At 59.2% G+C, this 23,250-nt stretch carries 21 protein-coding genes and 1 pseudogene; 13 read left to right on the forward strand and 9 right to left on the reverse strand.

The window, feature by feature from the left end:
• The first annotated feature begins 208 nt into the window (after positions 1-208).
• The 7 genes from AC13C8_RS00755 to AC13C8_RS00785 all read left to right on the forward strand — a co-directional run bounded on the left by AC13C8_RS00755 (position 209) and on the right by AC13C8_RS00785 (position 6,600).
• Entirely contained in the window at positions 209-517 is a 309-nt protein-coding gene (locus tag AC13C8_RS00755; RefSeq protein ID WP_482846072.1) for a mobilization protein, read from the forward strand.
• Entirely contained in the window at positions 514-2,214 is a 1,701-nt protein-coding gene (locus AC13C8_RS00760; RefSeq protein ID WP_482846073.1) for a type IV secretory system conjugative DNA transfer family protein, read from the forward strand. The genes AC13C8_RS00755 and AC13C8_RS00760 overlap by 4 nt, the downstream gene beginning before the upstream one ends.
• A gap of 18 nt (positions 2,215-2,232) precedes the next feature.
• Complete coding sequence (locus AC13C8_RS00765; protein WP_482846074.1) at positions 2,233-2,781, forward strand: hypothetical protein; 549 nt, start codon at positions 2,233-2,235, stop codon at positions 2,779-2,781.
• A 255-nt stretch (positions 2,782-3,036) separates the two neighbouring features.
• Positions 3,037-4,089, forward strand: a complete 1,053-nt coding sequence (locus AC13C8_RS00770) for a replication initiator protein A (RefSeq protein WP_482846075.1) — start codon at positions 3,037-3,039, stop codon at positions 4,087-4,089.
• 80 nt (positions 4,090-4,169) lie between these two features.
• Positions 4,170-4,838: a ParA family protein gene (locus AC13C8_RS00775; protein WP_482846076.1), complete on the forward strand. Its 669-nt coding sequence runs from the start codon at positions 4,170-4,172 to the stop codon at positions 4,836-4,838.
• Positions 4,820-5,113, forward strand: coding sequence for a hypothetical protein (locus AC13C8_RS00780; protein ID WP_482846077.1), 294 nt, complete (start codon positions 4,820-4,822; stop codon positions 5,111-5,113). Before AC13C8_RS00775 ends, AC13C8_RS00780 begins: the two co-directional genes overlap by 19 nt.
• Positions 5,114-5,358: 245 nt before the next feature.
• Positions 5,359-6,600 carry a DNA-methyltransferase gene (locus tag AC13C8_RS00785; RefSeq protein WP_482846078.1) on the forward strand — a complete coding sequence of 414 codons (1,242 nt, stop codon included), beginning with the start codon at positions 5,359-5,361 and terminating at the stop codon, positions 6,598-6,600.
• 22 nt (positions 6,601-6,622) lie between these two features.
• Here AC13C8_RS00785 and AC13C8_RS00790 read toward each other — a convergent pair whose 3' ends face one another.
• The 4 genes from AC13C8_RS00790 to AC13C8_RS00805 all read right to left on the reverse strand — a co-directional run bounded on the left by AC13C8_RS00790 (position 6,623) and on the right by AC13C8_RS00805 (position 12,892).
• Positions 6,623-7,864 (reverse strand): hypothetical protein, encoded by a 1,242-nt coding sequence (locus AC13C8_RS00790; RefSeq protein WP_482846079.1) that lies wholly within the window; start codon positions 7,862-7,864, stop codon positions 6,623-6,625.
• On the reverse strand, positions 7,861-9,624 hold the full coding sequence (locus AC13C8_RS00795) for an AAA family ATPase (RefSeq protein ID WP_482846080.1): 1,764 nt from the start codon (positions 9,622-9,624) through the stop codon (positions 7,861-7,863). The genes AC13C8_RS00790 and AC13C8_RS00795 overlap by 4 nt, the downstream gene beginning before the upstream one ends.
• A 319-nt stretch (positions 9,625-9,943) precedes the next feature.
• The gene (locus tag AC13C8_RS00800; RefSeq protein ID WP_482846082.1) at positions 9,944-12,226 is read right to left on the reverse strand and encodes an AAA family ATPase; all 2,283 of its coding nucleotides are present in this window, start codon (positions 12,224-12,226) and stop codon (positions 9,944-9,946) included.
• Positions 12,227-12,352: 126 nt separating this feature from the next.
• A complete protein-coding gene (locus tag AC13C8_RS00805; protein WP_482846083.1) occupies positions 12,353-12,892 on the reverse strand; it encodes a recombinase family protein in 540 nt (179 codons plus the stop codon).
• A 328-nt stretch (positions 12,893-13,220) separates the two neighbouring features.
• On the opposite strand from AC13C8_RS00805, the gene AC13C8_RS00810 reads away from it, so the two are divergent.
• From AC13C8_RS00810 to AC13C8_RS00820, 3 genes are read left to right on the forward strand one after another with little or no spacing between them, the layout of a single operon-like run.
• Entirely contained in the window at positions 13,221-13,490 is a 270-nt protein-coding gene (locus AC13C8_RS00810) for a TFIIB-type zinc ribbon-containing protein (protein WP_150120307.1), read from the forward strand.
• 11 nt (positions 13,491-13,501) lie between these two features.
• Positions 13,502-13,948, forward strand: coding sequence for a hypothetical protein (locus AC13C8_RS00815; protein WP_482846084.1), 447 nt, complete (start codon positions 13,502-13,504; stop codon positions 13,946-13,948).
• Between the two features lie 58 nt (positions 13,949-14,006).
• Positions 14,007-15,440 (forward strand): alkaline phosphatase D family protein, encoded by a 1,434-nt coding sequence (locus AC13C8_RS00820; RefSeq protein ID WP_067916192.1) that lies wholly within the window; start codon positions 14,007-14,009, stop codon positions 15,438-15,440.
• 51 nt (positions 15,441-15,491) lie between these two features.
• Here the strand turns inward: AC13C8_RS00820 and AC13C8_RS00825 are convergent, their stop codons facing one another.
• Entirely contained in the window at positions 15,492-17,981 is a 2,490-nt protein-coding gene (locus AC13C8_RS00825) for a heavy metal translocating P-type ATPase (protein WP_482846085.1), read from the reverse strand.
• A gap of 130 nt (positions 17,982-18,111) precedes the next feature.
• Positions 18,112-18,300 carry a hypothetical protein gene (locus tag AC13C8_RS00830; RefSeq protein WP_482846086.1) on the reverse strand — a complete coding sequence of 63 codons (189 nt, stop codon included), beginning with the start codon at positions 18,298-18,300 and terminating at the stop codon, positions 18,112-18,114.
• Positions 18,301-18,480: 180 nt separating this feature from the next.
• Between AC13C8_RS00830 and AC13C8_RS00835 the strand changes: the two genes are divergently transcribed.
• Genes AC13C8_RS00835 through AC13C8_RS00845 form a run of 3 tightly spaced genes read left to right on the forward strand, consistent with a single transcriptional unit; the run spans position 18,481 to position 21,026 of the window.
• A complete protein-coding gene (locus tag AC13C8_RS00835) occupies positions 18,481-19,905 on the forward strand; it encodes a cytochrome ubiquinol oxidase subunit I (protein ID WP_482846087.1) in 1,425 nt (474 codons plus the stop codon).
• A 4-nt stretch (positions 19,906-19,909) separates the two neighbouring features.
• Entirely contained in the window at positions 19,910-20,929 is a 1,020-nt protein-coding gene (gene cydB, locus AC13C8_RS00840) for a cytochrome d ubiquinol oxidase subunit II (RefSeq protein ID WP_482846088.1), read from the forward strand.
• Position 20,930: 1 nt separating this feature from the next.
• On the forward strand, positions 20,931-21,026 hold the full coding sequence (locus AC13C8_RS00845) for a DUF2474 family protein (protein WP_482846089.1): 96 nt from the start codon (positions 20,931-20,933) through the stop codon (positions 21,024-21,026).
• 102 nt (positions 21,027-21,128) lie between these two features.
• On the opposite strand, the pseudogene AC13C8_RS00850 reads toward AC13C8_RS00845, so the two are convergent.
• The 3 genes and pseudogenes from AC13C8_RS00850 to mobQ all read right to left on the reverse strand — a co-directional run.
• A pseudogene (locus AC13C8_RS00850) lies at positions 21,129-21,341 on the reverse strand (transposase); the annotation flags it as partial.
• Positions 21,342-21,380: 39 nt separating this feature from the next.
• On the reverse strand, positions 21,381-21,509 hold the full coding sequence (locus AC13C8_RS00855; RefSeq protein WP_482846090.1) for a hypothetical protein: 129 nt from the start codon (positions 21,507-21,509) through the stop codon (positions 21,381-21,383).
• A gap of 37 nt (positions 21,510-21,546) precedes the next feature.
• Entirely contained in the window at positions 21,547-22,809 is a 1,263-nt protein-coding gene (gene mobQ / locus AC13C8_RS00860; protein ID WP_482846091.1) for a MobQ family relaxase, read from the reverse strand.
• Between the last annotated feature and the right edge of the window lie 441 nt (positions 22,810-23,250).

Raw genomic sequence — 23,250 nt, forward strand, 5'->3', positions numbered from 1 at the left:
GTCTCCCATTTCGATGCGCTCCGCATCGAAGGGGTCTGCCATCGGCTGGGGCTTTGCCCCGGAGAGATCGCACGCAAATCTCGGAACCGCAGGTGGAGAGTTTGCATAAGTGCGCCCTTGTCCTTTACAGGCCTACGGGTACGCGCTAAAGCTGATTCTGGCAAGACCAGTTTCAACCAAGGTATTTTTGAGCGGTAAGGACAGTGACATGGCAGAGACGGAACTCGAGCGCGCCGAGAAACGATATGCCCAGGCCAAGGCCCGCCTGCAGGCGCTGCGCAATCGGGAAACCACTCGTCAGCGCAAACTGGATACACGGCGCAAAGTGATCCTGGGCGGGGCGCTCATGGACCTGGCGGAACGGGATTCCAACGCTGCCGCCATGCTCGACCGTCTGATCCGCAACCTGACACGGGAACAGGATCGCAAGGCCTTCGACGGATGGGGGGAAACGCCCCCTGGCGACGATGCCCCCTCCCCTGCCCCGATCTCTGATGTCAGGCGGGACCAGGGATGATCAGACGGACATTTCTGTTGTTCTGGGTGTGGTGCCTGCGCATCGTCCTGATCCTGTTCGGTGCGCCCTTCCTGCTGGGATGGGCGGTCGTCTGGCTCTCAATTGGTCTGATCGGCGGTTTTCTCGTTGGCGGTATTCTTGTCCTCGTAATTTTCGAGAATGACCCGGGTGAGCAATGGAAACACTGGCTCGTCCTTGGCCCCTGCATCTTCATCGGCGTGGTTGTCGCGTTTCAGGATTTTCTCGACCGCTCCGGACTGTCCGCAAACCTTTTTTCCGGGGCCGACGACAGCCACGGCTCTGCCCGGTTTGCCAGCCGCAAGGAGCTGAAGAAACTGGAAGGCGAGAACGGCCTGCTGATCGGCCGCAACCCGCATACCGGGCGTCTCCTGCGCTACGATGGCCCCGCCCATCTGCTGACCCTCGCACCGACACGGGCCGGGAAAGGCGTCGGCACGGTCATCCCAAACCTGCTCTTGGCAGAACGCTCCGTCCTGGTCATCGATCCCAAGGGGGAGAATGCGCGGATCGCCGGGGAAGCGCGGCGGCGCTTTGGTGACGTGCATATCCTCGATCCGTTTGAGGTCACCGGGATGGCATCGGCTGCGTACAATCCACTGGACCGGTTGTCTCCCGACAGTCTTGATCTGGGTGAGGATGCCGCCTCTCTGGCGGATGCGCTGGTCATGGACCCGCCGGATCAGGTGTCGGAGGCCCACTGGAACGAGGAAGCCAAAGCCATCCTCGGTGGGTTGATCATGTTCTGCGTTTGCCACGAGGACCTCGACCGTCGAACCCTTGCCACCGTCCGGGAATACCTCACCCTGCCACCCGACAGGCTACGGGCGCTCATTGAGCTGATGCAGGACAGCGACGCAGCAGGCGGGTTGATCGCCCGCGCCGCAAACCGCTTCGCCGGAAAGGCGGATCGGGAAGCCGCTTCGGTCCTGTCCAGTGCGCAACGCCACACCCATTTCCTCGACAGCGCCCGGATTGCCAGATGCATGACACGGTCGGATTTTGCCTTCTCCGATCTGCGCCACCGGACCACCACCGTCTTTCTCGTCCTGCCGCCTAATCGCCTTGATACCTACAGCCGCTGGCTGCGCCTTCTGGTCTCCCAGGCGCTCCAGGACATCGCACGGGACGCAGAGGTGTCAGCGACACTGGCACAGCCTCAGAACGCCTCTGACGGGGGCACAGAGGGCCTGAAGGCCTCGAACCCCACGATGGGGCCTGCCCTCTTCCTGCTCGATGAATTTGCCGCTCTGGGCCGTCTGGAGGCCGTAGAGCGTGCCATGGGGTTGATGGCGGGCTATGGGCTGCAACTCTGGCCGATCCTGCAGGACATGAGCCAGCTCAACGCACTTTACGGCAAGCGCGCGGGCACCTTCGTGGCCAATGCCGGTGTTCAACAGGTCTTCGGTGTGAACGATCTGGAAACAGCTCAATGGCTGAGCCGGATGATCGGCCAGGAAACCGCCGGGTATCAAACCCGGAATTACAAACCGGGGGACGTGCCGTCCACCTCCCACAACGTCACGGGCCGCGATCTGCTCACTCCCGATGAAATCATGCAGGTGCATCCGGACAACCAGCTCCTGCGCGTTCAGGGCCAACGCACCGCTGTGGCCCGAAAATTGCGATACTACGCCGATCCCGAATTCAAGGGGCTGTTTGTCCCGCAGAGCCAGTAACGAGAAAGAAGGTCCTCAATGTCCAGTCAATCCGCCTCCCCTGCCCTTTCCGATGATGAGCTGCGCGAAACGCTGGATCGCCTCGCTGGCCTGACACTCACCATGTCCGATCAAGTGGAAGATCAAACCAAGGCGATCAACCGGGTGACAACTGCAGCGAATGAGGCCCGAAGGGCCGCTGCAATTGCCCAGAGCCAAACCGATCCAGAGCATTACGGCGAGTTGGTGGGCGAAACCATCGACGGCAAGATCAGGGAAACCCTGAACTCGATTGTCCATTCCGTAAATGTCCTGGATCAGAAGACAAACCAGACCGTGGGTGTTCTTGCCCAAGCCGAAAAGGACAAATGGGACGTGATCAATGCTATTCGCGCCCGAGAGGTGAAAGTGGAACGGTTCAAAAGCCGCCTGCCCTGGTTCGGACTGGGTGCTGTCGTTCTGGCCTTGGCGATGGCGGTGCTGCTTCCTCGTTTCTCAGCAATCAACGGTGCCACATGCGCTGTCTTTGGCGGTCAGTGGCTCAACGCTTCAACAGGCGGATTCGCCTGCGTGCATTATCCGGACTGAAGGTTCTGTTGAAAGTTCTCCACGGGTCAGTTGCCAATCTGTGGGTGTTATATATGTGTTATTAAAGGTGTTACGAGAATCGGTCTGCCCCCAACCCACTGATCTTGCTTCGGAAATTCCACCTATTTTTGCCTACCGGTGTGTAGAGTATCGAAGAATGGTGGGTAGACTATCGAAGAAAGGTGTGTAGAGTATCGAAGAACATTCGCGTCTGGTGGGCAGACTGTCGAATAATGGTGGGTAGACTATCGAATAATGGCACGGCCTCGCAAAAGAACAGCTTTGCTCCCACAGCGGCATACCGAACCTGATCTGTTCGTGTGCGATATCCTGGACGCCACTCCCAAAAGCGACAGGGCTTCAATGGAGCATCCATTGTTCTCGCTGTCAGTCAAGAAAGACATGGCTGCTTTCCAATATGAACAGGGCAATGTCAAAGTGAAGATCACGCCAGCGGCAGAAGAGGGCCGGGCTAACGTCTTCGACAGGGATATTCTGATTTATGTCCTGAGTCAGCTTATGGCAGCAAAGAATGAAGGGCAGGAAATAGGACGCCGTGTCCGTATCTCAGCCCATGATTTGCTGAAGGCAACCAATCGGCACACGACTGGACAGGCATATGCAACTTTGCGTCGCGCCCTCACCCGTCTCCAGTTCACCCAGATCGAGACGAATATCCATGATCATGGTGTTGGAGAATGGCGCTCCATCTCATTCATTACAGACGCTAAAATCGTCAAGGAAGACTCCACAGGCCGCCTTCTCAGTGTAGAGCTCGAAATGGGTGATTGGCTGGTAAAAGCCATTGAAAACAAGAATGTTCTGACATTGCACAAGGCGTATTTTCAGCTTCGAAAGCCTTTGGAGCGACGCCTGTATGAGCTGGCCCGGAAGCATTGCGGAAAACAGGACGTTTGGCGGATCGGCCTGGACAAGCTTCAACACAAGACCGGTTCGACCTCTACGTCGAAAGAGTTTAAGAGACTCGTCAAGACAATCTGCAAGGCTGACGAGAACCAGTCACATATGCCCGACTACAGCTTCAGGCTGTTGCATGACATTCTGGAAGTCTCGCCGAAGCCGGAGTTCCTGGATGTTTACGGAGACAAGCCAGCACTCAGCGCAGATGCCACCGTTAGCTTGTCATCGGAAGCCTATGAAAAGGCGCGTGAAGCCGCGCCAACTTGGGATGTATACTTTCTTGAACAGGAATGGCGCATGTGGATGAGCGAGCCACCGCGTCATCCGGAAGGTGCTTTCGTTGGATTCTGCCGAAAGTGGTATGAGCGAAAAGGTAAGGCTCCCTAACTGGTAACACATAAGGCATATCTATTATCAGTTGACTGTTATTAGTTATCAGTTAAGGTATGCAAAAAAGAGAGCAGATCATGACACAGGTTATCAGTGTAGTTCAGGAAAAAGGCGGGGCCGGAAAGACGACGCTCCTGACAGCTATCGCAAGTCTGATGGTCGAGGATGGCGCTAAAATTGCAGTGATTGACACAGACCCGCAGCGGCATTTGGAGTCGTGGGCAAAGAAGGACCAGACCAGTCTCGACTGGCTTTATGAAGAGGATGACGAAAAGCTCATCCCTACTGTTAAGGCTCTGAAAAAGGCCGACCCGGCTTACGATGCGATCTTTGTGGACACGGCGGGGTTCAAGTCTGCAATGGCAATGCATGCCATAGCAGCCGCAAACCTGATCCTCATACCTTCCAAAGCGAATGAGGCAGATGCGAAAGGCGCAAAGCGGACATTTTCGCACGTGCAAAGCGTGGCAGAGACAATGGAAAAGGACATTCTGGCGCTCGTTGTAATGATGGACGTAGATACCAACACGAATATCACTCAAGCGATTACCGATGCGCTTGATGCTCAGAAGGTGCCACGTCTCAATGCGATGTGCGCACATCGCACCGGATTCAAGGAGATGACTTCAACGGGCCAGTCTCCGCAAGGATCGGCGAGGCGAACCGCGAAGTCTGTATTGGCGGACTTGCAGGGCAGGGGCCTTATCAGTTTCTACAGGAGCGGTTCATGGCCAAAGTCAGCGTAAATCTTGATGATGATCTAGATAACGACGATAGCGCCCGGAAGTTGAAAGAACTCTCGGCTCCACTGCCAAGCGTAAGCAAAGCCAAGTCTACGGCTCTGAAAGACGCCCCGCGTGTCCAATTTTCTTTCACGAATGTCCCTAAGCCAATCAAGGAGGCCTTTGCCTCAGAGGCCCAAAAGCGTGGCGTGACCCAGAAAGAGTTGCTGTATGAGTGCCTGAGGGCGGGCGGGATTAACATTCCCAACACGGCTGAAATTGATGGCCGCAGAAGGTAACAGATAACAGTTACCAATCATGTGCCGATTTTAATCTTGCAAATCCATTTGCTGCTTCGATGTAGGTTGAAAACCGCACTTAGCCGCCTTTGTGTAGGTGGCTTGCCGAAAACTCGTCAATCTAGCCTCACAATTTCCGACATTAAACCACTATTTATGTTTTTGTGTGACGGTTAATCCATCTGGTTGTTGTGTTACAGAAAACCCTCAGCTAGGGTGCGTTTGTAAAACAGGCGAGGAATCAAATGGCGCGACCAAAAGCAACGAATCCAAGGACTAAGGCAGCAAACGTCCGTCTTACAGAAGAAGAGCGTTCGGAAATAGAAGCCGCTGCTGCTGCTCAAGGATATGGCTCTCTGAGCGAATACTTCCGGGCTCTTCATGCACAGTTTGCCCAGACGGAAGAACCTAACTTAGGGCCGAAAAAGACCAACCCGCGCGATTTCCCGGCCAAGCTGCTGAGACTGTTTCACAAGACTGAACATGGAGAAATTCTCTGGGGCGATAGCCGCAGCTATCTGTTCAATAAAGCTAAAGAGAACAGCGTCGATCTCATCATGACTTCGCCGCCTTTCGGATTGGTGCGAAAAAAGAGTTATGGGAATGAAGACGCTGATCGGTATTGCGACTGGTTTCGACCCTTCGCCGAAGGTGCTCATCGCGTCCTGAAGGACACAGGAAGCCTGGTTATTGATATTGGCGGTGCCTGGGTGCCTGGGCAGCCAACCCGCAGTCTCTACCATTTCAAACTTCTCGTCATGCTGGTCGAGGAGTATGGTTTTCATCTGTGCCAGGAGCATTACTGGTTCAACCCGTCAAAGCTTCCAACCCCAGCGGAATGGGTCAACGTCCGCCGAGTCCGCGTCAAAGATGCTGTGAACACCGTCTGGTGGCTCTCAAAGACACCATTTCCCAAAGCCAATAACAAACGCGTCCTTCAGCCGTATTCCAAGTCGATGAAGCATCTGCTGAAAAATGGTTACAAAGCCAAGCTACGTCCGTCTGGGCACGACATTTCTGACAAGTTCAACAAAGACAACGGCGGTTCTGTTCCGCCGAACCTGCTGGCTATCGCGAATACGGAATCCAATGGGCGTTACCAAGATAATTGTCGCGCCGAAAACATCCCAATTCATCCGGCACGCTTTCCCGCGCAACTCCCTGAGTATTTCATTCGCTTCCTGACTGATCCCGGCGATTTAGTGGTTGATCCGTTCGGCGGCTCTTGTGTTACAGGCGTTGTGGCTGAGAATTTGAAACGCCGCTGGACATGCTGTGAACTGTCCGAAGAATACCTCCTCGGTGCACGTGCTCGCTTTGAACCGACGCTTCAACCGTTGCCCAAGGATCGCGGCATCCCCTACGAAATTGCATCGCCGTGCGCCCTTCCTGTGAACGAGGAAAAAGTGCCGCTCTTCGCAGACGGTGGCGCTCAACGCCCTGCCTCGATGCGCAAAAAAACTTCGTCAAAGATTGCCGCCGAGTAAACACCGCTCCCTCTGCCCTTTGCTATGCAGGGGGAGCAAGCAGCCTCTCCCGTACCCAAAGCCGCAACCGCCCATCGGTTAACCCCTCGAAATCCACTGCGCGCGGCGCTGCGGCTGCTTCATCTATTAGGGCAGGGGGGCTGCGGTTCAGAGCAACGAGTGAGGCGCGAACCAGGCCATCTATCTCCGCTTCCGGGGCATAGCCCCGTGCATAGCGCACGATTTGCCCCGCAGCCTCGCGGAAGCGGGCGTTTGCCGTGTCACCCGCCAGATACTTGACCTCGACAATTCCCTTCGCCCGACCGGCTTGCCGGTCGGTGATCACCAAGTCCGGCCGATCCGCTGCGAGATTCATTCCATAAGCTGCCAGAGCCGCTTCTAGTCGCTCTTCAGAGGGCTCTAGGGCGGGGGCGGCGAACAATCCACCGCCACCCTGCCAGAAGATGTCATAACGTCCGCACGAAATGACCGGCGCTCCAGATGTCTTACCGAGTAGGGCAAGGTTCATCGGTTCGCCCGTCTCCGCAGCGAGGGCTTCGCCGATTCCGAGTCCCACAGCCAACTCAAAGCGACGCCACTGTTCCAAAGGTCCGATGAGCGTGCTTTGCAGAACTCTGCTCAGGGCCTCTTCGTCTCCCGCCTCAATTCGCGCTAGAGTATCATAGGCAGCTATTGCCAGCCGATAGATCATCCGCCGCGAGCGCGCGGCGTCTCGCAACGCTCCTGGTCCCGGCCTGCGATGGACGGACACGCTCTTCAGTACCTCGCGCAAGGCATCGAGGCGCTTTACTGCCGTCACATCAGTCATAGTTTCTTCGACTAAACTAGCATAGGCCGATCCCGTAGGCTGAATGGCGAAGAGCCGCGCCGCGTAGGTCGAAGCCGTCTGGACCACCCACGCAACAACTTGATTTGGCCCCGTGTTAAAGCTACGCACCGGCTCTTCGTAGACCACGAGTGACGGATGCCCAGAAACACGCCGCGCGAGCATCGTGCCGCGCGCGTCGATCCGCCCACGCGCGACAGCATCGTCCGTCCGTTTGACGAATTGCAGCAGGCTTTGGGCTTCGTGCCGATGCGTCAGTACATAGGATAGAAATGTCCGCACGGGTTCCGATAGCGCCCAATGCGCGCGAAGCAGGTCCAGGTCCCGTGCGTGATCAAGATGAGGGCTTTCCGCCCCCGCCAGTGTCCCTTGCCGAAAGTACCGCAGGAACACCCCTGCCGCATAGTCGTTGATAGCCCGGTCGAGCGTCTCCATCACACCGCCACGGAGGCCATCCGCGCTCTAATCCGCGTGCTCTGATCAGCATCAAGACCAAGGACCTCTACGGCCTTGCTAGCTAAAAACTCCGCATCCTGCACAACGATTCCGTCGAGCATCGGAAGCAGCACCATGTCTACCGCATCGAGCAGGGCTTCCTTTATTGACGCAGCAGGAGCGGCGAAGAATTCCGCGTCTTCTTCCATCGCCTGGACAGCCTTCATCGCGTCGATGATGGGCGCAGGACCGATCACCCGCACCGAGTTAATCGCCTCCCAAAATTCGGCGAGAGGGCAGGGGGCTCCTGCCACCGGTCCCGACCAGGCAGGCTCCTCCTTGCGTAGGAAGGCTTCAATGAAACCCGCCGTGTCGCTGGGGGCATCGACATAGACCCAGCCAAAGCGTCGGGCGAGTGCATAGGACATTTGGTAGAGGGACGCCTTGTCGATGGAGTTGATCGTCGCCACCAGCCGCCAATGCGGTCCCGGCGCAAACTCATGCTCGGCTGCCGAAGGCTTACTCTCCGGCAGGATCACATATTGCAGGCTATCCTTGTCTTCAATGTCGAGCCGGTAGGGTAGGGTAGTTTGCTGACCCGACAGCACCGTGAAGAGCGGTCCGATCACCTTGTCGATGTCGCACCGGTTTAGCTCGTCGATGATGAGCGGGCGGTCGAAGCGCCGTAGCAAAACCCCTGGGATGAAAGCAACCGATCCGCTCCCGATAGGCTGATAGCCACCGATGATGTCCTGAGAACTCCAATCCGAGGAGCCCGTCACTAATGTCCATTTCCCGCCAGTCAGCACTGTTGCTATATGGCGCGCGAGCGTTGTCTTCCCCGTCCCAGGCGGGCCATATAGCATAATATGCTGCTTGCCCGAGGCGAGCGCAGCGTTGATCTGGCGATAGACCGCAGGGTCGATGCCCAGGAGATCGGTCATCTCGGGTATATGCAGCGAGGCGGGCGCGACGATCTCGTCGTCATCTACTGCTTCGTCTTCCTCGTCATCAATGCCGGAGCCCGCCGCAGCAACCGGAGCCGCTACGGGTCCCGCTGCCTTCCAAGCGTCGGAGATATTCTTTTTCAGCCGTTCGAACTCCGCCTTGTCGCTCAGGTCATAGACGGGGATTGGTGCCGTCGCACCGCCTTCCGGCGAAACCGTAATGCCTGCCGCCAGTGTGTCACTCACCTCGCCATAGGTCAGCGTGCGTGGCGTGCCATTGAGCGTTACCTCGACCTCATGATCGCGCGGCTGCACCCCAAGAAGCCCCGCCAACAGATAGGGCAGGGGAGCGCCTTTGAACGTCATTGCCCCACTGTCAGGATCGAAGTTGAAGGGCTCCGCAGAAGAGCCTTGCGGCGTTGCACCGTGGAATACGAAGAGCGCGTGTACTTCGAGGCTGTCGTCGCGGAAATAGTCATCCATCCCCTGCTGCACCAACGGCACCAAGCGAAACACCACCCCTGCCTTGTCTTCTTGGGAGGCGTTGATCGCACCTAAATTCAGAGCGCCATCCGCAGGATTTACAGCTTTCCAGCCCGCGCCGTCAGGCTCGATCTGGTAAAGCCATCTCGACGGTTTGTTCGCCGAGTAGCTCGGCTCCTTCCAGAAGCCCGTTTGCAAATCAATGTCGTGACGCGAGCCCAAGCTATCGCCGAGTTTGAAGCCGCATTGGGAGAATTGCAGACCCTTGTCTTTCAGTTGGTCTTTGAACCATCTAAAAAAATCAACTTCATAAATCTTTGTTTCGTCTGCCATAAGATTGGATCGCCTTGTCGCAATTCTTCACCTGCTCGATTCCCAACACTACTGCCGAAGGCGAACATCGTCTATCTACTCGATAAATCGAAGAAAATCTCGTATCAGTTTTGGGTGGTTGGATGCCCTAACTTCTCGGTCTGAAGCATCGCTATGGCGCTACTGTCGCGGCGATGCCGAGCTTACGCTCGCTGCATCGTCCGTTCGCAGCGCTTCAGCAACCTCGCGATCTGGGGGGACGGTACAGTGTTCCAGGTCCCCATGTGTCGAACCTCGTCTTTTCGTGCTGCTGCCAGGGCAGGGGATCTACTTCGTGTATTCATCGCCTAGAAATAAACAAGACGACCCTCTCAGCAAAGTCAGTCAATTCGGCATCATTGATCGCTTCCGTCTCCCAAGCCGCGTTCGTGTCGTGATGAAATTTGTTGGCATAGTCGAGAAGACTACGCAGTTCCGCAACATCGGCTTGTGCCATAATCGTACCTGGGCTTTGGTTGCAAACTCCAATGAACGGACCAAGCAATTTCCCCGGTGGAAATTCAATCGGGTATGCAACCCGCATGAACGCCTCAAGCGTCGGTCGCAGCGCTTCAGCAACCTTACGCTCGATCGCCGCGCCACCAGACTGGATGTAACCAGCAATCATCTCATACCGTTTATCATGCTCAGTTATGCTATCATTCCGAACATCCCATTCGGCAATCTCAGACCCACTTGCAGCACGGGCGAGCCGGTAAGCGGAACGGTCATTCGTGCTGGCGTCTTCCCACAAGGCACATAGGAAAGGCTTCGAGTGAGAAAGCACGATCATCTGAGCAACCCTGGCATAAAGCCCGCGCATTTCCTGCCGGGTGCGCAGCGTTCGGTGCTCATCGAGGCTAGTCATTGGGTCGTCAATCACGACGATTTTCTGAGCTAGGTTGGGGTCTTGATCCAGCGATGCGAAGAAGAACGCCAACGCCAGCGTGTTTCGATCACCTGCGCTCAGAGTGTTTCGGAAAGAAGGCCCGTCTGATGCTGTGACATTGACTTCCTGCTGGTTGATCACAACGCAGTAGGATGCAGATGATCCCGCCCGGTTGTTGACCGACCTCATCCTACCCAATCTGAAAGAAGCATTGAACCTAGTCAGAAAGTCGTTGATCGCCGTCTCATAGGTCGGAAAAATTTGCTGGCGATAGTTATCGAGTGCGGTCCGTGCGGCATCGCGTTGCCCTTCGGTAGTCGCTTTCGCTGTCTTCTCGTCGGTGTACTCCTTGCAAAGAACTACGACCGCTGGTTCGAACCGTGCCTTGCGTGCGTTCAGCTTTGCGAGGTCACTTTGAAGCGCGGAAACATCATCGGCGGCTGCCTGTTCTTTCACCACATCAATCGCGTCATTGCAGCCGACCAGCCGTTCAGATAGCTGCGCAATCTCATCAATGCGTCGACGATAGGTCTGAATTGCACCCACTGCATCCGGTGATAGGATCGTCACCTCTAATGGCGATGCGGCCTTGTCTCTGAGAGACTGCAATGCCGCCTCCCGTGCTGCCGTCCATTCACGGGAAATAGCAGCCGTATCGACAACAATCTCTGGCAACTCAGCAAAGTCCTTCCAGAACTCATGCGTTTGCACAGCCGTTCGTATGCTGCGCTCAAACGCAGCCGGAATATCTCCGCCGTGTGTATCTCGCACACCGACCCCGGTTTGGCGTATTGATGCCTTCAACTCTTTGTAGGCATCGCTGAAATAGGCTTGATAATGAAGGATTAAGTCAGAACCATTTAAGTCTTGGGCGCAAAATGGGCACGCGTCTGTTCCTGTATTTTCAGAATATGCAGCGGTGTGTCCCATGCCTTCAGAAACCCAGGTTTCACCATTGTTGGCCAAAGCGCCGAGATGTTCACGAACTCGCTCTGCTGCGTCCAGTTGTAAATCTTCGAGAGTAAGGCCCAGCACCGCATTGATCGCATCAATGTCAAAGTTCGGCAGGCTAAGCGGCACAAAGCCTGAGCGCTGGCGAATGGCATCGCTCGCCTTTGCCGCTGCAAGCCGCCGTCCTGCATCCTCGATCTTGGTTTCTATATCTGGGTCAACGTCCAGCTCGCAAAAATCTGCGACATTGAACGGGCCGCGAGCATTGCCGGGTATCGCATCACCCTTCTCACGTAGGCTGGTGTTGTGCGCGTCAATCTTGGCAACAAGTTCCTGCAATTGAGAATTCAGAGTGACGCCCTGTGCCCCGAGGATCAGTTCGTGCAGGTTCTGCCGGTGCGCAGTTCCTAGATCGATCCCAGAGCACACATTGGCTGCAACGAATGCATCGTCAAAGATTGCGATTTCGGGTAGCGGTTGTGACCAAGCGGAATTCTGAAAAATGACCTGCTGCCCGCTGTTCCGAACAACTATGTGCGGTGGGTGGGTAGAGCCAAGCCTTTGCCGTTCCAAGACGAGCGAAGGCTCGTCGAGTGCGAGAGAACGGAGAATAGCAGCAATCGTGGTCTTGCCCCGACCGTTCTCAGCGTAAATCAATGATAGGGGCGTTAGATTGATGTTCGCGCCAGGTGTGATCGAGTCAAATTGGCCGATATTTCGGAGGATGTTGAAGCCTTCAATCATATCGTGACCCTCATATATCCAAATCTATATCTAAATTCATAGTATTGTAGACGCGTAAAAATTCGCCCTGGGGACGGTGCGTGTCGCGGACACCTATAAATAAAAAATAGTTGGGCAGCTAGCAGGTTATGCACGCCGGATCGTGTTAGGACTGACCTCAAAAAGGCGCGCTAGTTCTGCAATACCGCGCCCGTCCTCGTCGCGCATCCGTCGCACCTCGGCGCGGCGTTCAGGCGTAAGCGCAGGTGGCCTACCGCCGATCCGGCCTTGTTTGCGAGCTGATGCCAGACCCTCTTTAGTTCGTTCGGAAATTCGTTCGCGCTCAAATTGAGCGATAGAGGCAAAGACATGAAACACCAGCCGGCCAGCGGATGTGGTTGTGTCGATGTCCTCAGCCAGTGACCGAAAACCTGCACCCTTTTCCTGAATGACCTCGACGATGCTCAACAAGTCCTGCAAGGATCGGCTGAGGCGATCATATTTTGTGACCGTCACCACATCGTCTGGCCGGAGTTGCTTAAGCATGTCCTCCAGTTGGGGTCGTTGTGTCTTAGCACCCGATATCTTTTCAGACCAAATGCGTTTTGCCCCTGCCGCCTCCAGCGCTTCGATCTGGGCGTCAAGGTGTTGGTCTTCTGTTGATACACGTGCATAGCCAAGGATCATGCCAAAAACCTTCAAAAACCAAGTTAGTTTTGAATGGGGTTTTTGGTAGCGTCAATGGGGCAGGGGGCGGAAATTTCCACAAACGACCGTTTGTGCCGCGTAAAGTGCGACAAGAATGTGTGCCTGATAGTCGCGATTAGTAGTCCGCGCGGAAACATCCGCCTTTGGGGAAAAACAATGTGTCGCCCCTTGAAGCTATAGTAACTGTAGTTTCTATATCTCATGATAAGAACAGGAAACCTCTATAAAAACAGGAAAAGAACACATGGTTGTTACACTGAAGGAGCCAGGAAACGAGATGGAGAAGCCCAGAAGCGCCAAAGCCGGTATGATGTGTCCGGTCTGCGATGTTCCACTCAGCATGTCGGACCGACAGGGCGTGGAAATCGACTTTTGCCCGCAATGCCGGGGCGTCTGGCTGGACCGGGGCGAGCTTGACAAGATCATCGAACGCAGTGCCGCCGAAATGGCCCCGCCGCCACGGCGCGAGCCCGAACCCCGGGGTTACGACGACCGGGGCGGATACAGCAAACACGGTAGCCATGGCAAACACGGGTATCGCGGCCGGAAATCGTTCCTGCGCGAATTGTTCGACTAGGTGGACAAATCATGGGACATCATCGGTTCAAGCCATCCAGACACGAGCGATATCGCGAGCCGGATGCGTATCATGACGAAGAAGTCGGTTACGGGTATCGCGACCGCAGAAGCCTGCCTGCGCTGAATATTCCGGGCTCGGTCATCGTGGCCGGGCTGGTCTTGTGGTCCGCGCTTGCGCTTGGCGTGTGGTGGCTGGTCGATCCGGTGCTGGCGTGGATTTCCGGCGCTGCCGGTCCGCTGGCCGATACCGGCACCGGGTTTGCAAACTGGTTCGGCCTGGGCGCCGAGGCCAACGCCTTGCGCGATGCGGCCAATATCGAGGGGCTGGTCGGCTGGGCGATGGGGCCGGTTCACTTCCTCGCCAAGGCGGCCCTTCTATTGGTGTGGGTCGTCGGGCTGATAGGGCTGACTGTCCTGCCTGCGGTGCTGCGCCGCCGCCGGGCGGCATGGAACTGACGGGCGGCGCGTTCATGGTGACAACAGTGCCTGAACGCCGCCCCGAACCACGGTACACATGACATCCGAACCGCCGATCATGACCGGTCCGATCCTGTTTCTCGATGATATCGGGGCGTCCGGGGCGCAACTGTCTGCCCTTTTCATCGCGGCCGGGCGGGCGCGCCCGGAGCCGGTCAGAACGGTCGATGGCGTCCATGCCGCGGAACGCCTTGCCGACTACGATCATGCCACCGTATGGCGCGCAAGGTTCCACCTGCCAGCCGACAGGCCGTCCAGTTACCAATGGAGCGGTGAAAGCTACGACGTAGCAGGCGATTTGCGAGGCGATATGCGGATTGCCTATGTGTCCTGCAACGGCGAGGAGATCGGCGATCTTGAGCGCGAAGGCTCCGAGCGCAACGCGATGTGGGCGCGCCTGCGGGAAGATCACCGGAGCGCGCCCTTCTCCCTGCTGCTGCATGGCGGCGATCAGGTCTATGCCGATCAGGTGACCGAGGGGCATCCGCTGAGCGAGAACTGGCCCGAGCATATCCCGAAGGACCCTTCCCGCGCCGATCTGGCCGATCTGCGCCATCACCTGCGCGAACGCTTTCTGGAACGCTATACTGGCCTTTACCGCGCGCCGGAATTTGCCTGGATCGCCGCGCGCGTGCCCTCGCTGATGCAGTGGGACGATCACGACATCTGCGATGGCTGGGGGTCGCTGCCGCGCTCGAAAACCTATTCCCCGGTCGGCCAAACCCTGTTCGAGGTCGCGCGCGAGAGTTTCCTGACCTTTCAGCACGCCTCGGCGGACGGCGATCTGCCGCGGCGCTTTCATGACCCGTCCGGCCTGCATCTGGGCTGGAGCGTCCGCACCGCTGGTCTGCGCATTCTGGCACCCGACATGCGATCGGAGCGCACGCGCCGTGCGATCATGGGAGAGGGCGGCTGGGCGATGATGCGCGCCGAAGCCGCGGCACCGGTTCAGGGCCACACGTTCCTGATGTCCAGCGTCCCGTTGCTGGGTCCGCGCCTATCGCTGCTCGAGGCGCTGATGGTTGCCGTCCCGAAGATGCAGAAATACGAGGACGATCTGCGCGATCAGTGGCAAAGCCGTGCCCATCGCGCAGAATGGTGCGACATGCTGCGGCTGGTTCGCGACATCGCGCTTGCCGACGGCCATGACGTTACCGTGCTCTCGGGGGAAATCCATCTGGCGACGCGCGCCACGATGAAGCTTCGCACCGACCGCTGGCTGCACCAGTTGGTCGCATCCGGTATCGCGCATCGCGCCCCGCCCAAGGCCTGGGCGCGATTCCTGGGTGCCCTTGCACAACTCGGTGAATCGCCGCTCAGGGGGAATCCGATCCGAATCCGGCGCATCCCCGGACAGGCATCGCGCTATATCGCGGAACGCAACTATCTGCTGCTGGAAAGGCATTCGGACAGCTGGCGCGCCCGTTGGGTTCTGGAACAGAGCGGGACAACGCCGCCCCTCACGCTGTGATGATGTCGCCACATGTGGATGTGCCGCCCCGCAAGCGGCTGACCTGTGCTGTCAGGCTGCCGCCCTGGTGTCCGGGGCGGGTGCCGCCTCCACAGCCGCGGTCGGCGGCGCAAAGCGGAATGCGAGCAATCGCAGTGCGTTGAAGACAACGACAACCGTCGATCCCTCGTGGACGGCCACCGCGGGACCAATTCCCAGACCAAGGATCGTGGCAGGGACCAGAAAGGCGACAACCCCCAGGCTGAACCACAGGTTTTGCCGGATGATTGCACTTGTCGACCGGCTCAACGCCACGGCGAAAGGCAGATGGTTCAGATTGTCCGCCATCAGCGCCACATCGGCGGTTTCCAGCGCCACATCCGAACCCGCCGCGCCCATGGCGATGCCGACCGTGGCGTTCGCCATCGCAGGCGCGTCATTGACACCGTCGCCGACCATGGCGACCTTGGCCTCGGCGCGCAGGCTCTTGATCGTTTCCACCTTGTCATCCGGCATCAGATCGCCGCGCGCCTCGTCAAGGCCGATGGCCCGCGCCACAGCGTCGGCGACTTTCTGATTGTCGCCCGAAATCATGATCATCCGGCGGATGCCGATCTCGTGCAGCGCCTTGATGACCGCCGGGGCCGCTTCGCGCGGTGTATCCATCAGGCCGATCACCCCGAGATACCTGTCCCCCTGGCGCACGACCATCGTGGTGCGCCCGCCTGCTTCCAGCGCCTCGACCTTTGCGCGCAACGTGTCGGGCATGGGCGGGCCATCGACTTCGGCAAACAGATCGTCCTTGCCGATATAGGTCGTCTCGCCATCGACCTGGGCCACGACACCGCGCCCGGTGATGCTGCGCAGATCGGACGCCTCGGCGGCGGGTATGTCGCCAAGCCGTTCGCGCCCGTCCCTGACAACGGCGGCGGCGAGAGGATGGTCACTCAGCGCCTCGACCCCGATTGCCACCCGCAGAAGGTCTTTTTCCTCGGCACCCTCGGCCGTCACCACATCGACCAGCTTTGGCTTACCTTCGGTCAAGGTGCCGGTCTTGTCGAAAGCAATGGCTGTCAGCCGCCCCAGATTTTCAAGCGGCGCACCGCCCTTGACCAGGACGCCGCCGCGTGCGGCGCGTGCCACCCCGCTGAGAACCGCGCTTGGCGTCGCGATGGCGAGCGCACAGGGGCTTGCCGCCACCAGAACCGCCATGGCGCGATAAAATGTGTCGCTGAAGGGCTCGTCGATGACGAAGCCCGCGAACAACAGCGCGATGGCAAGTACCAGCACCGCCGGAACAAAGATGCGCTCGAACCGGTCGGTCAGGCGCTGTGTGGGCGATTGGTTGGTTTCGGCCTCGTTCACCATCTTGACGACACGGGCGAGGGTCGAATCCGCCGATGTGCGCGTGACCTGGATTTCCAATGCGCCGCCACCGTTGATCGTACCGGCAAAAACACGGTTTCCGGCATCCACCAGGTCGGGCTTTTCGGCGGCCACGTTCGCGTCCCCGACGGGCGATTTGTCCACCGGCACGCTCTCGCCGGTAATCGGTGCCTGATTGACGCTGCTTTCACCCTTGATGACAAAGCCGTCTGCGGCCAGTCGCTCGTTCGGTTTCACCAGCACAATGTCACCGACCCGCAAGGCATCGACGGCGATCTCCTCGACCTTGCCGTCCCGGCGTACGGTGGCCGTTTTGGGTGCCAGGGCACCAAGCGCTTCAATGGCCCGCTTGGCGCGACCCATGGCATAGCCTTCCAGCGCATGACCAAGGCTGAAAAGGAACAGCAGCAACGCGCCCTCGGCCCATTCGCCAAGTGCCGCCGCGCCCGCCGCCGCCACAAGCATCAGGAAATCAATCTCGAACCGGCCATTGCGGACACTGTCGATGGCCTCGCGCAGAGCATAGTAGCCGCCGAAGAAATAGGCGGAGACAAGGACGAACAGGGGCGCCCATGACGGCATCGCCACAAACTTCGGCAAAAGCCAGCCAATAAGCAGAAGCACACCGCACAGCCCCACAAAGATCAGTTCGGTCTGCGCCCCGAAAATACCTCCGTGGGCGTGATCGTGGTCATCCGCCTTGTCGGCACTTGCGGGACCGGGTTTCTCCCGCTCCGGCGATACCTTCATCTCCTCAAGGGATTTGCGGATGGTGTCCTCATCGGTTTGCGCCCGGTCGAACTCGATCCGCAGGGGACCGCCCGCGTTGGCGTGGGCCTCGACAACCCCCGACAGACGGCGCACGTTCTCGCTGACGGTCCTCGCCCGGCGCTGATCCGCGATCCCGTCAACCTGCCAAACCACATGCCCGAACTTTGCGGCAATTTCCGCCCCGAAGGTCCCGGCGAGTTGGCGGATGCGCTCAAGCGGAAGGACGGCGGGGTCGTAATGAATACACAACTCCGCACCTGCGCCGTCCTCTTCGTCGCGAATGTGCACGCGCTCGACGCCGTCGCGAGGCTCAAGGCTCTCGATCAGCCGTCGAACACAGGCGTCACGCGCGTCCGGCACATCGGGAAGCAACAGCGGGAGATCGAGACGAAGGGTATCGGCCATGGTGAACATCCTGTCAGTTTGCTGTCGGCTCAAACCTGCTCGCGGCAAGCGCCGCAGTCGAGTTCACCACCAACGTTGGCCGTTTCTGGAGCACATTCCGGCCATGTAAAGGTCGTTTGTCGGGTGACCTCTAAACCATTTTTCGCCTTTTTTCCAATACCATGGAAATTATCTCGATGATAAGCAGCTTCGGGAATCCGCAAGCAGGATTTTCCGGGGCAACCCTGGCCCCAAGCAATTCGGGCCAGTCTGTCATCAGCCTACAGGCGATCGAACGCAGCGCGACGCCCTTCACCTGCATCCAGAACGTCGAATCCATGTCCGACGTCCAGCCCGCGCGTATTGGCGCTTCTGTCGCGCAAGTTCGCGGACCATCTGCCGCCGGTTATTCGCGATACATTGGAGAAACAGGCTTGACCGACGCCATTTGGTCGCATTGGAAACGAGACGGAACCGGCATACCTCCAGCCTGTCCCCATCAACGGAAAGGGTTCCCGTCATGGACCTGTCATTCGGTTTGGACGCCACACTGCTGGCACGCATCCAGTTCGGATTCACCGTCGCGTTCCATTTCATCTTCCCGGCCTTTTCCATCGGGCTGGCAAGCTTTCTCGCGGTCCTGAACGGCCTCTATCTGTGGAAAAAGGACGACGCTTACCTGAAGCTCTTCAAGTTCTGGGTAAAGATCTTCGCGATCTCGTTCGCCATGGGCGTCGTGTCGGGCATCGTCATGTCCTACCAGTTCGGCACCAACTGGTCGGTATTCTCCGACCGGACCGGACCGATCCTGGGCCCGCTTATGGCCTATGAAGTGCTGACCGCCTTCTTTCTCGAAGCGGGATTCCTGGGCATCATGCTGTTCGGACGCGAAAAGGTGGGCAACACGCTGCACATGGTCGCCACGCTATTGGTCGCCGTGGGCACCGCGATTTCGGCGACCTGGATCCTGTCGGTCAACAGCTGGATGCACACGCCCGCGGGCTTCGTCATTGGCGACAACGGCCAGTTCCTGCCCGACGACTGGTGGGCGATCATCTTCAACCCGTCCTTCCCCTACCGGCTGGCCCATACGCTGACTGCCGCCTACCTAACGACAGCCTTCATCGTGGGCGGCGTGGGCGCCTGGCACCTGCTGCGCGGGCGTGGCGACAATCGCGGCGTGCGGATCATGTTCTCCATGGCCATGTGGATGGCCGCCATCGTGGCGCCGCTGCAGGTTCTCATCGGCCACGAACAGGGGTTGAATACCTACGAATACCAGAAAACCAAGGTGCTCGCGATGGAGGGGCACTTCGAATCCTACGAAGACGGCATCCCCCTGATCCTGTTCGGCATCCCGAACCAGGAAGAACAGCGGATGGACTATCAGATCGCGATCCCGCGCATCGGCGGCCCCATCCTGAACATGGGGCTGGACGCGTCGATGGAGGGCCTGGATACCGTACCGATTGACGAACAGCCCCCCGTTGCCATCGTGTTCTGGACCTTCCGCATCATGGTGGGCATCGGCTTTTTGATGGTGGGCGTAGGGCTGTGGTCGCTCTGGTCGCGCTGGCGCGGCAATCTGTTCCACGACCGCTGGCTGCACCGCGCGGCGCTGGTCATGGGGCCGTCCGGGCTGGTCGCCGTCGTCGCGGGCTGGATGACGACCGAGGTCGGTCGCCAACCCTACGTCGTCTATGGTGAGATGCTGACCGCCGATGCCGTGTCGCCGCTGGCCGCCCCCGCCGTGGGCGCGTCGCTGGTGGCGTTCGTCCTGATCTATTTCGCCATCTTCGGCGCGGGCGTGATCTACCTGCTCAAGCTGATGACGACGCCACCGAAACAGGGCGAAGGCGATGTCGACGCCGAACCGGGGCCGATCCGCACCGCCGGCATCACGCCCGGCCAGGTCGAAACCGCAACCACCCAGCCGACGGAGTAAACCCATGGAAATCAGCTTCGACCTGACCGTCGCCTGGGCGCTTCTTCTGGCCTTCGCCGTCTATGTCTATGTCGTGCTCGACGGGTTCGATCTGGGCATAGGCATCCTCTACCCGTTCTTCCCCGACAAGGAGGACCGCGACCTGATGATGAACACGGTCGCGCCGGTCTGGGACGGCAACGAAACCTGGCTGGTGCTGGGTGGCGGCGGGCTATTCGCCGCCTTCCCGCTGGCTTACGCGATCATCATGCCCGCGACCTATCCGCTGATCATCGCCATGCTGCTCGGCCTCGTCTTCCGCGGCGTCGCCTTCGAATTCCGCTGGCGCGCCAGCACCGCGTTCTCGCGCTGGTTCTGGGACTGGGCGTTCATCGGCGGGTCGGTCGTGGCCGCGCTGACGCAGGGCATGATCCTGGGCACGCTACTGCAGGGGATCGAGGTCGACGGCCGCGCCTATGGCGGCGGCTTCTTCGACTGGCTGACGCCCTTCACACTTCTTTGCGGCGTGGCCGTGGTGACCGGGTACGGCCTTCTGGGCGCCACCTGGCTGAACTGGCGCGTCGAAGGCGACATACAGCGCCGCGTCCGTGCCTTCGCCAAGGTGCTGAGCTTCGCCACCGCCGGGTTCATCGGCGCGGTCAGCCTGGCCACGCCGTTTCTGGAACAGGCCTATTTCGACCGCTGGTTCGAATGGCCCGCCATCCTTCAGGTATCGCCCATCCCGCTCCTGGTGATCGGTCTGGTCCTGCTGCTGGCGCGCACCCTCTATACCGAACGCGGGGACTGGCTGCCCTTCATCATCACCTTGAGCCTGTTCGGTCTGTGCTTCCTGGGTCTGGGCGTCAGCATGTGGCCCTACGTCATCCCGACCGAGGTGACGCTGTGGGACGCCGCCAGCCCCTACAAGTCGCAGCTCTTCATGTTCGTGGGCGCGGCGGTGCTGGTCCCGATCATCCTGGGCTACACCGCCTATGCCTACTGGGTCTTCCGCGGCAAGATGCAGCACGGCGAAGGCTACCACTGACATGGGCCGCAAGCTGCTCTGGTTTGTCCTGATCTGGGGCGCGTCGGTCGCGGCGCTGGCCGTCGTGGCCTACGGCATTCGGCTGATGATCCTCTAAGCACGGCGTGGAGTGTGTTCTTGACCAAACTCTCTCCGGGTCTGATTGAACAAACGTGGTCGCAAGGCCGTGAAGCCATCGTCTGGGAAGTCCGTTTCCGCGCACGCTGCTGGCTGTGCCGTTGCGCCGGTTGGCCTGACCCGGCGGCGCGTCCTTGCCTTCCTCATAGCCCAGGTGTGCCGTCAGTTCAGCCCCGAGCATCCGTTCCATCAACTTGATCCTGAGATCTTTCATAAGCCCGGTATCACCCAGCAGATCTTCAGGCCGCTCGCAGCCCTTCAATAGTTCGTCCAGTAATTCCTTGGAAATTGTCATTGCCCTTGCTCCTCTCAGGAAGCATTGACCAAGGCGCAGCTACACAGAAGATCGGACACTCTCCCTGATCCCCTTCTCGATCCAGGCTTCGACGCCAGCCCGCCTCACAAGCGACAGCGGCTTGCCATCCAAAAGGATCGTCTTGCCCACGTTAAAAACTTCGTTCATTCAATCGGTCTCCTCTTCTTTTTTTCGATCTGTGGCGTCAGTGACTGAGGCCTGGGTCACGGTCGATCTCTCGATCAATCTCGCGTTCGTTTTCGACCTCCCGATCTTTCTCCGGTTCGTCCTCGATCTCCAGCCGCTCGCGCGGCTTGTTCAGCACATCGTCCAGCCGCTCACGGATCGACGGCTTCTTGCCACCCTCTGCGTCCACATCCCGCTCGCCCCACTGATCCTTGTCCAGCGCCTCGCGCAACCGCTCCTGCGGAGAACGCTTCTGTTCTTCGTCACTCTGCCCACCACGCTCCGGCCCGTCCCGGTCTGGACCGTCCCGCCCGGTGATCCGCGCCAGCCGTTCCCGGATATCGGCCGACGCGCGTGGTCCACGCTCTTTCGATGTCGCCGCTCGCAGCGCTGCGAGACCGGCGGACACACGCCCCTGCCCGGCCTCCCGCTCCGCGCCATAGGTTTCGCGGGCCAGCTCGACCCGCTCGCGCATCTCGCGGAACGCGGCGCGGGCCTGGCGGGCGGCATGGACCACGGCACCGCGTTCGGTGACAGGTTTGTATTCCCGCCCCTCCCGCTCGGCCATCGCCTTTGCGCGCCGCTCCATGGAATTGGCCGCTGGCCCCAGCTTCAGCTCGGGGTCGCGGTCCAGCTCCTCGGCGGTCAGCGCGTCACCACGCTCCAGCGCGGCTTCACGCTGCGTTTCGAGCGACCGGTGATCGACGCGCTCAACCTCCCCTGCCCGCTCCAGGGCCCGGTTCTGCAACTCGGCCCAGACGCCGCGCATCTGCTCGATCTCAACGCCGCCGGTCTTGGCAGAATCCAGCACGCGCGTCTTGGCCGTGAAGCCTTCCGGCTCCAGCTTCCGCGTGGATGTCATCACGTGGGCATGGTAATTGCGCTGATCGCCTTCCCGGTGCGGTGCATGGATTGCCACATCAACGGCCACGCCGTAGCGGCTGACCAACTCTTCGGCGAACTCGCGGGTGATCTGCGAGCGGTCCTCGGCGCTGATCTCGGACGGCAGGGCCAGCTCCCATTCTCGGGCGGTAACGGAGTTGCGGCGGGTCTCGCTGGCCTCGGCCTCGTTCCAGAGCCGGGACCGGTCCGTAGCCCAGTCGGGCGCATTCTCCGGGGCGATGATGAACGTCTCCTTGATGCCCTGCTTACGGGTGTAGTCGTGGACACGGCCTTCACGCTGGCACTCGATGCGCTCCCCGACACGGTAGGCGGCAGCCGCCGTGGCAGAACGCCCGGCGGACCGTTTGATCGTCTTCACGGAGAGGTGGTAGCTGGCCATCAGCGGACCGCCGAGCGGAGACGCAAACGCTGCTGGCGGAAATGCAAAGCAGACGTCTCTTGGTCCGTGACAAGAGGCGGCGCGTCTGTGCATGATGGGAGATGATCAAGGCCCTGTCTCTTCCTGAAGGGCCTGTGATCCAACCTCCCTGTTGGGCGAAAGCCGGTGGCTTCGGAATGAAAATTTCCGGAGCCGTCGAGCTGTCGAACAACTGTCTTTTCCCCGGAGGCCCGCGCCCGAAAACGCTGGGGCCGGAGAGGAAAAGGCAGCTCGCACGAAGCGGACCCTCGGTCCTCTGAGGCGCGGGCTTGCCTGTCATCTGCCCCCAGATCCCCAGCCTTATGGTGGGCGGGATATGGGGACAGATGACAGGCGGTTTGCCGGGGGCAAACCCGGTATCGCAAAGGGGCAACAGCACCACAACGCGATACCTCCCGCAAG

It is taken from the genome of Aliiroseovarius sp. B-4 (assembly GCF_056857795.1).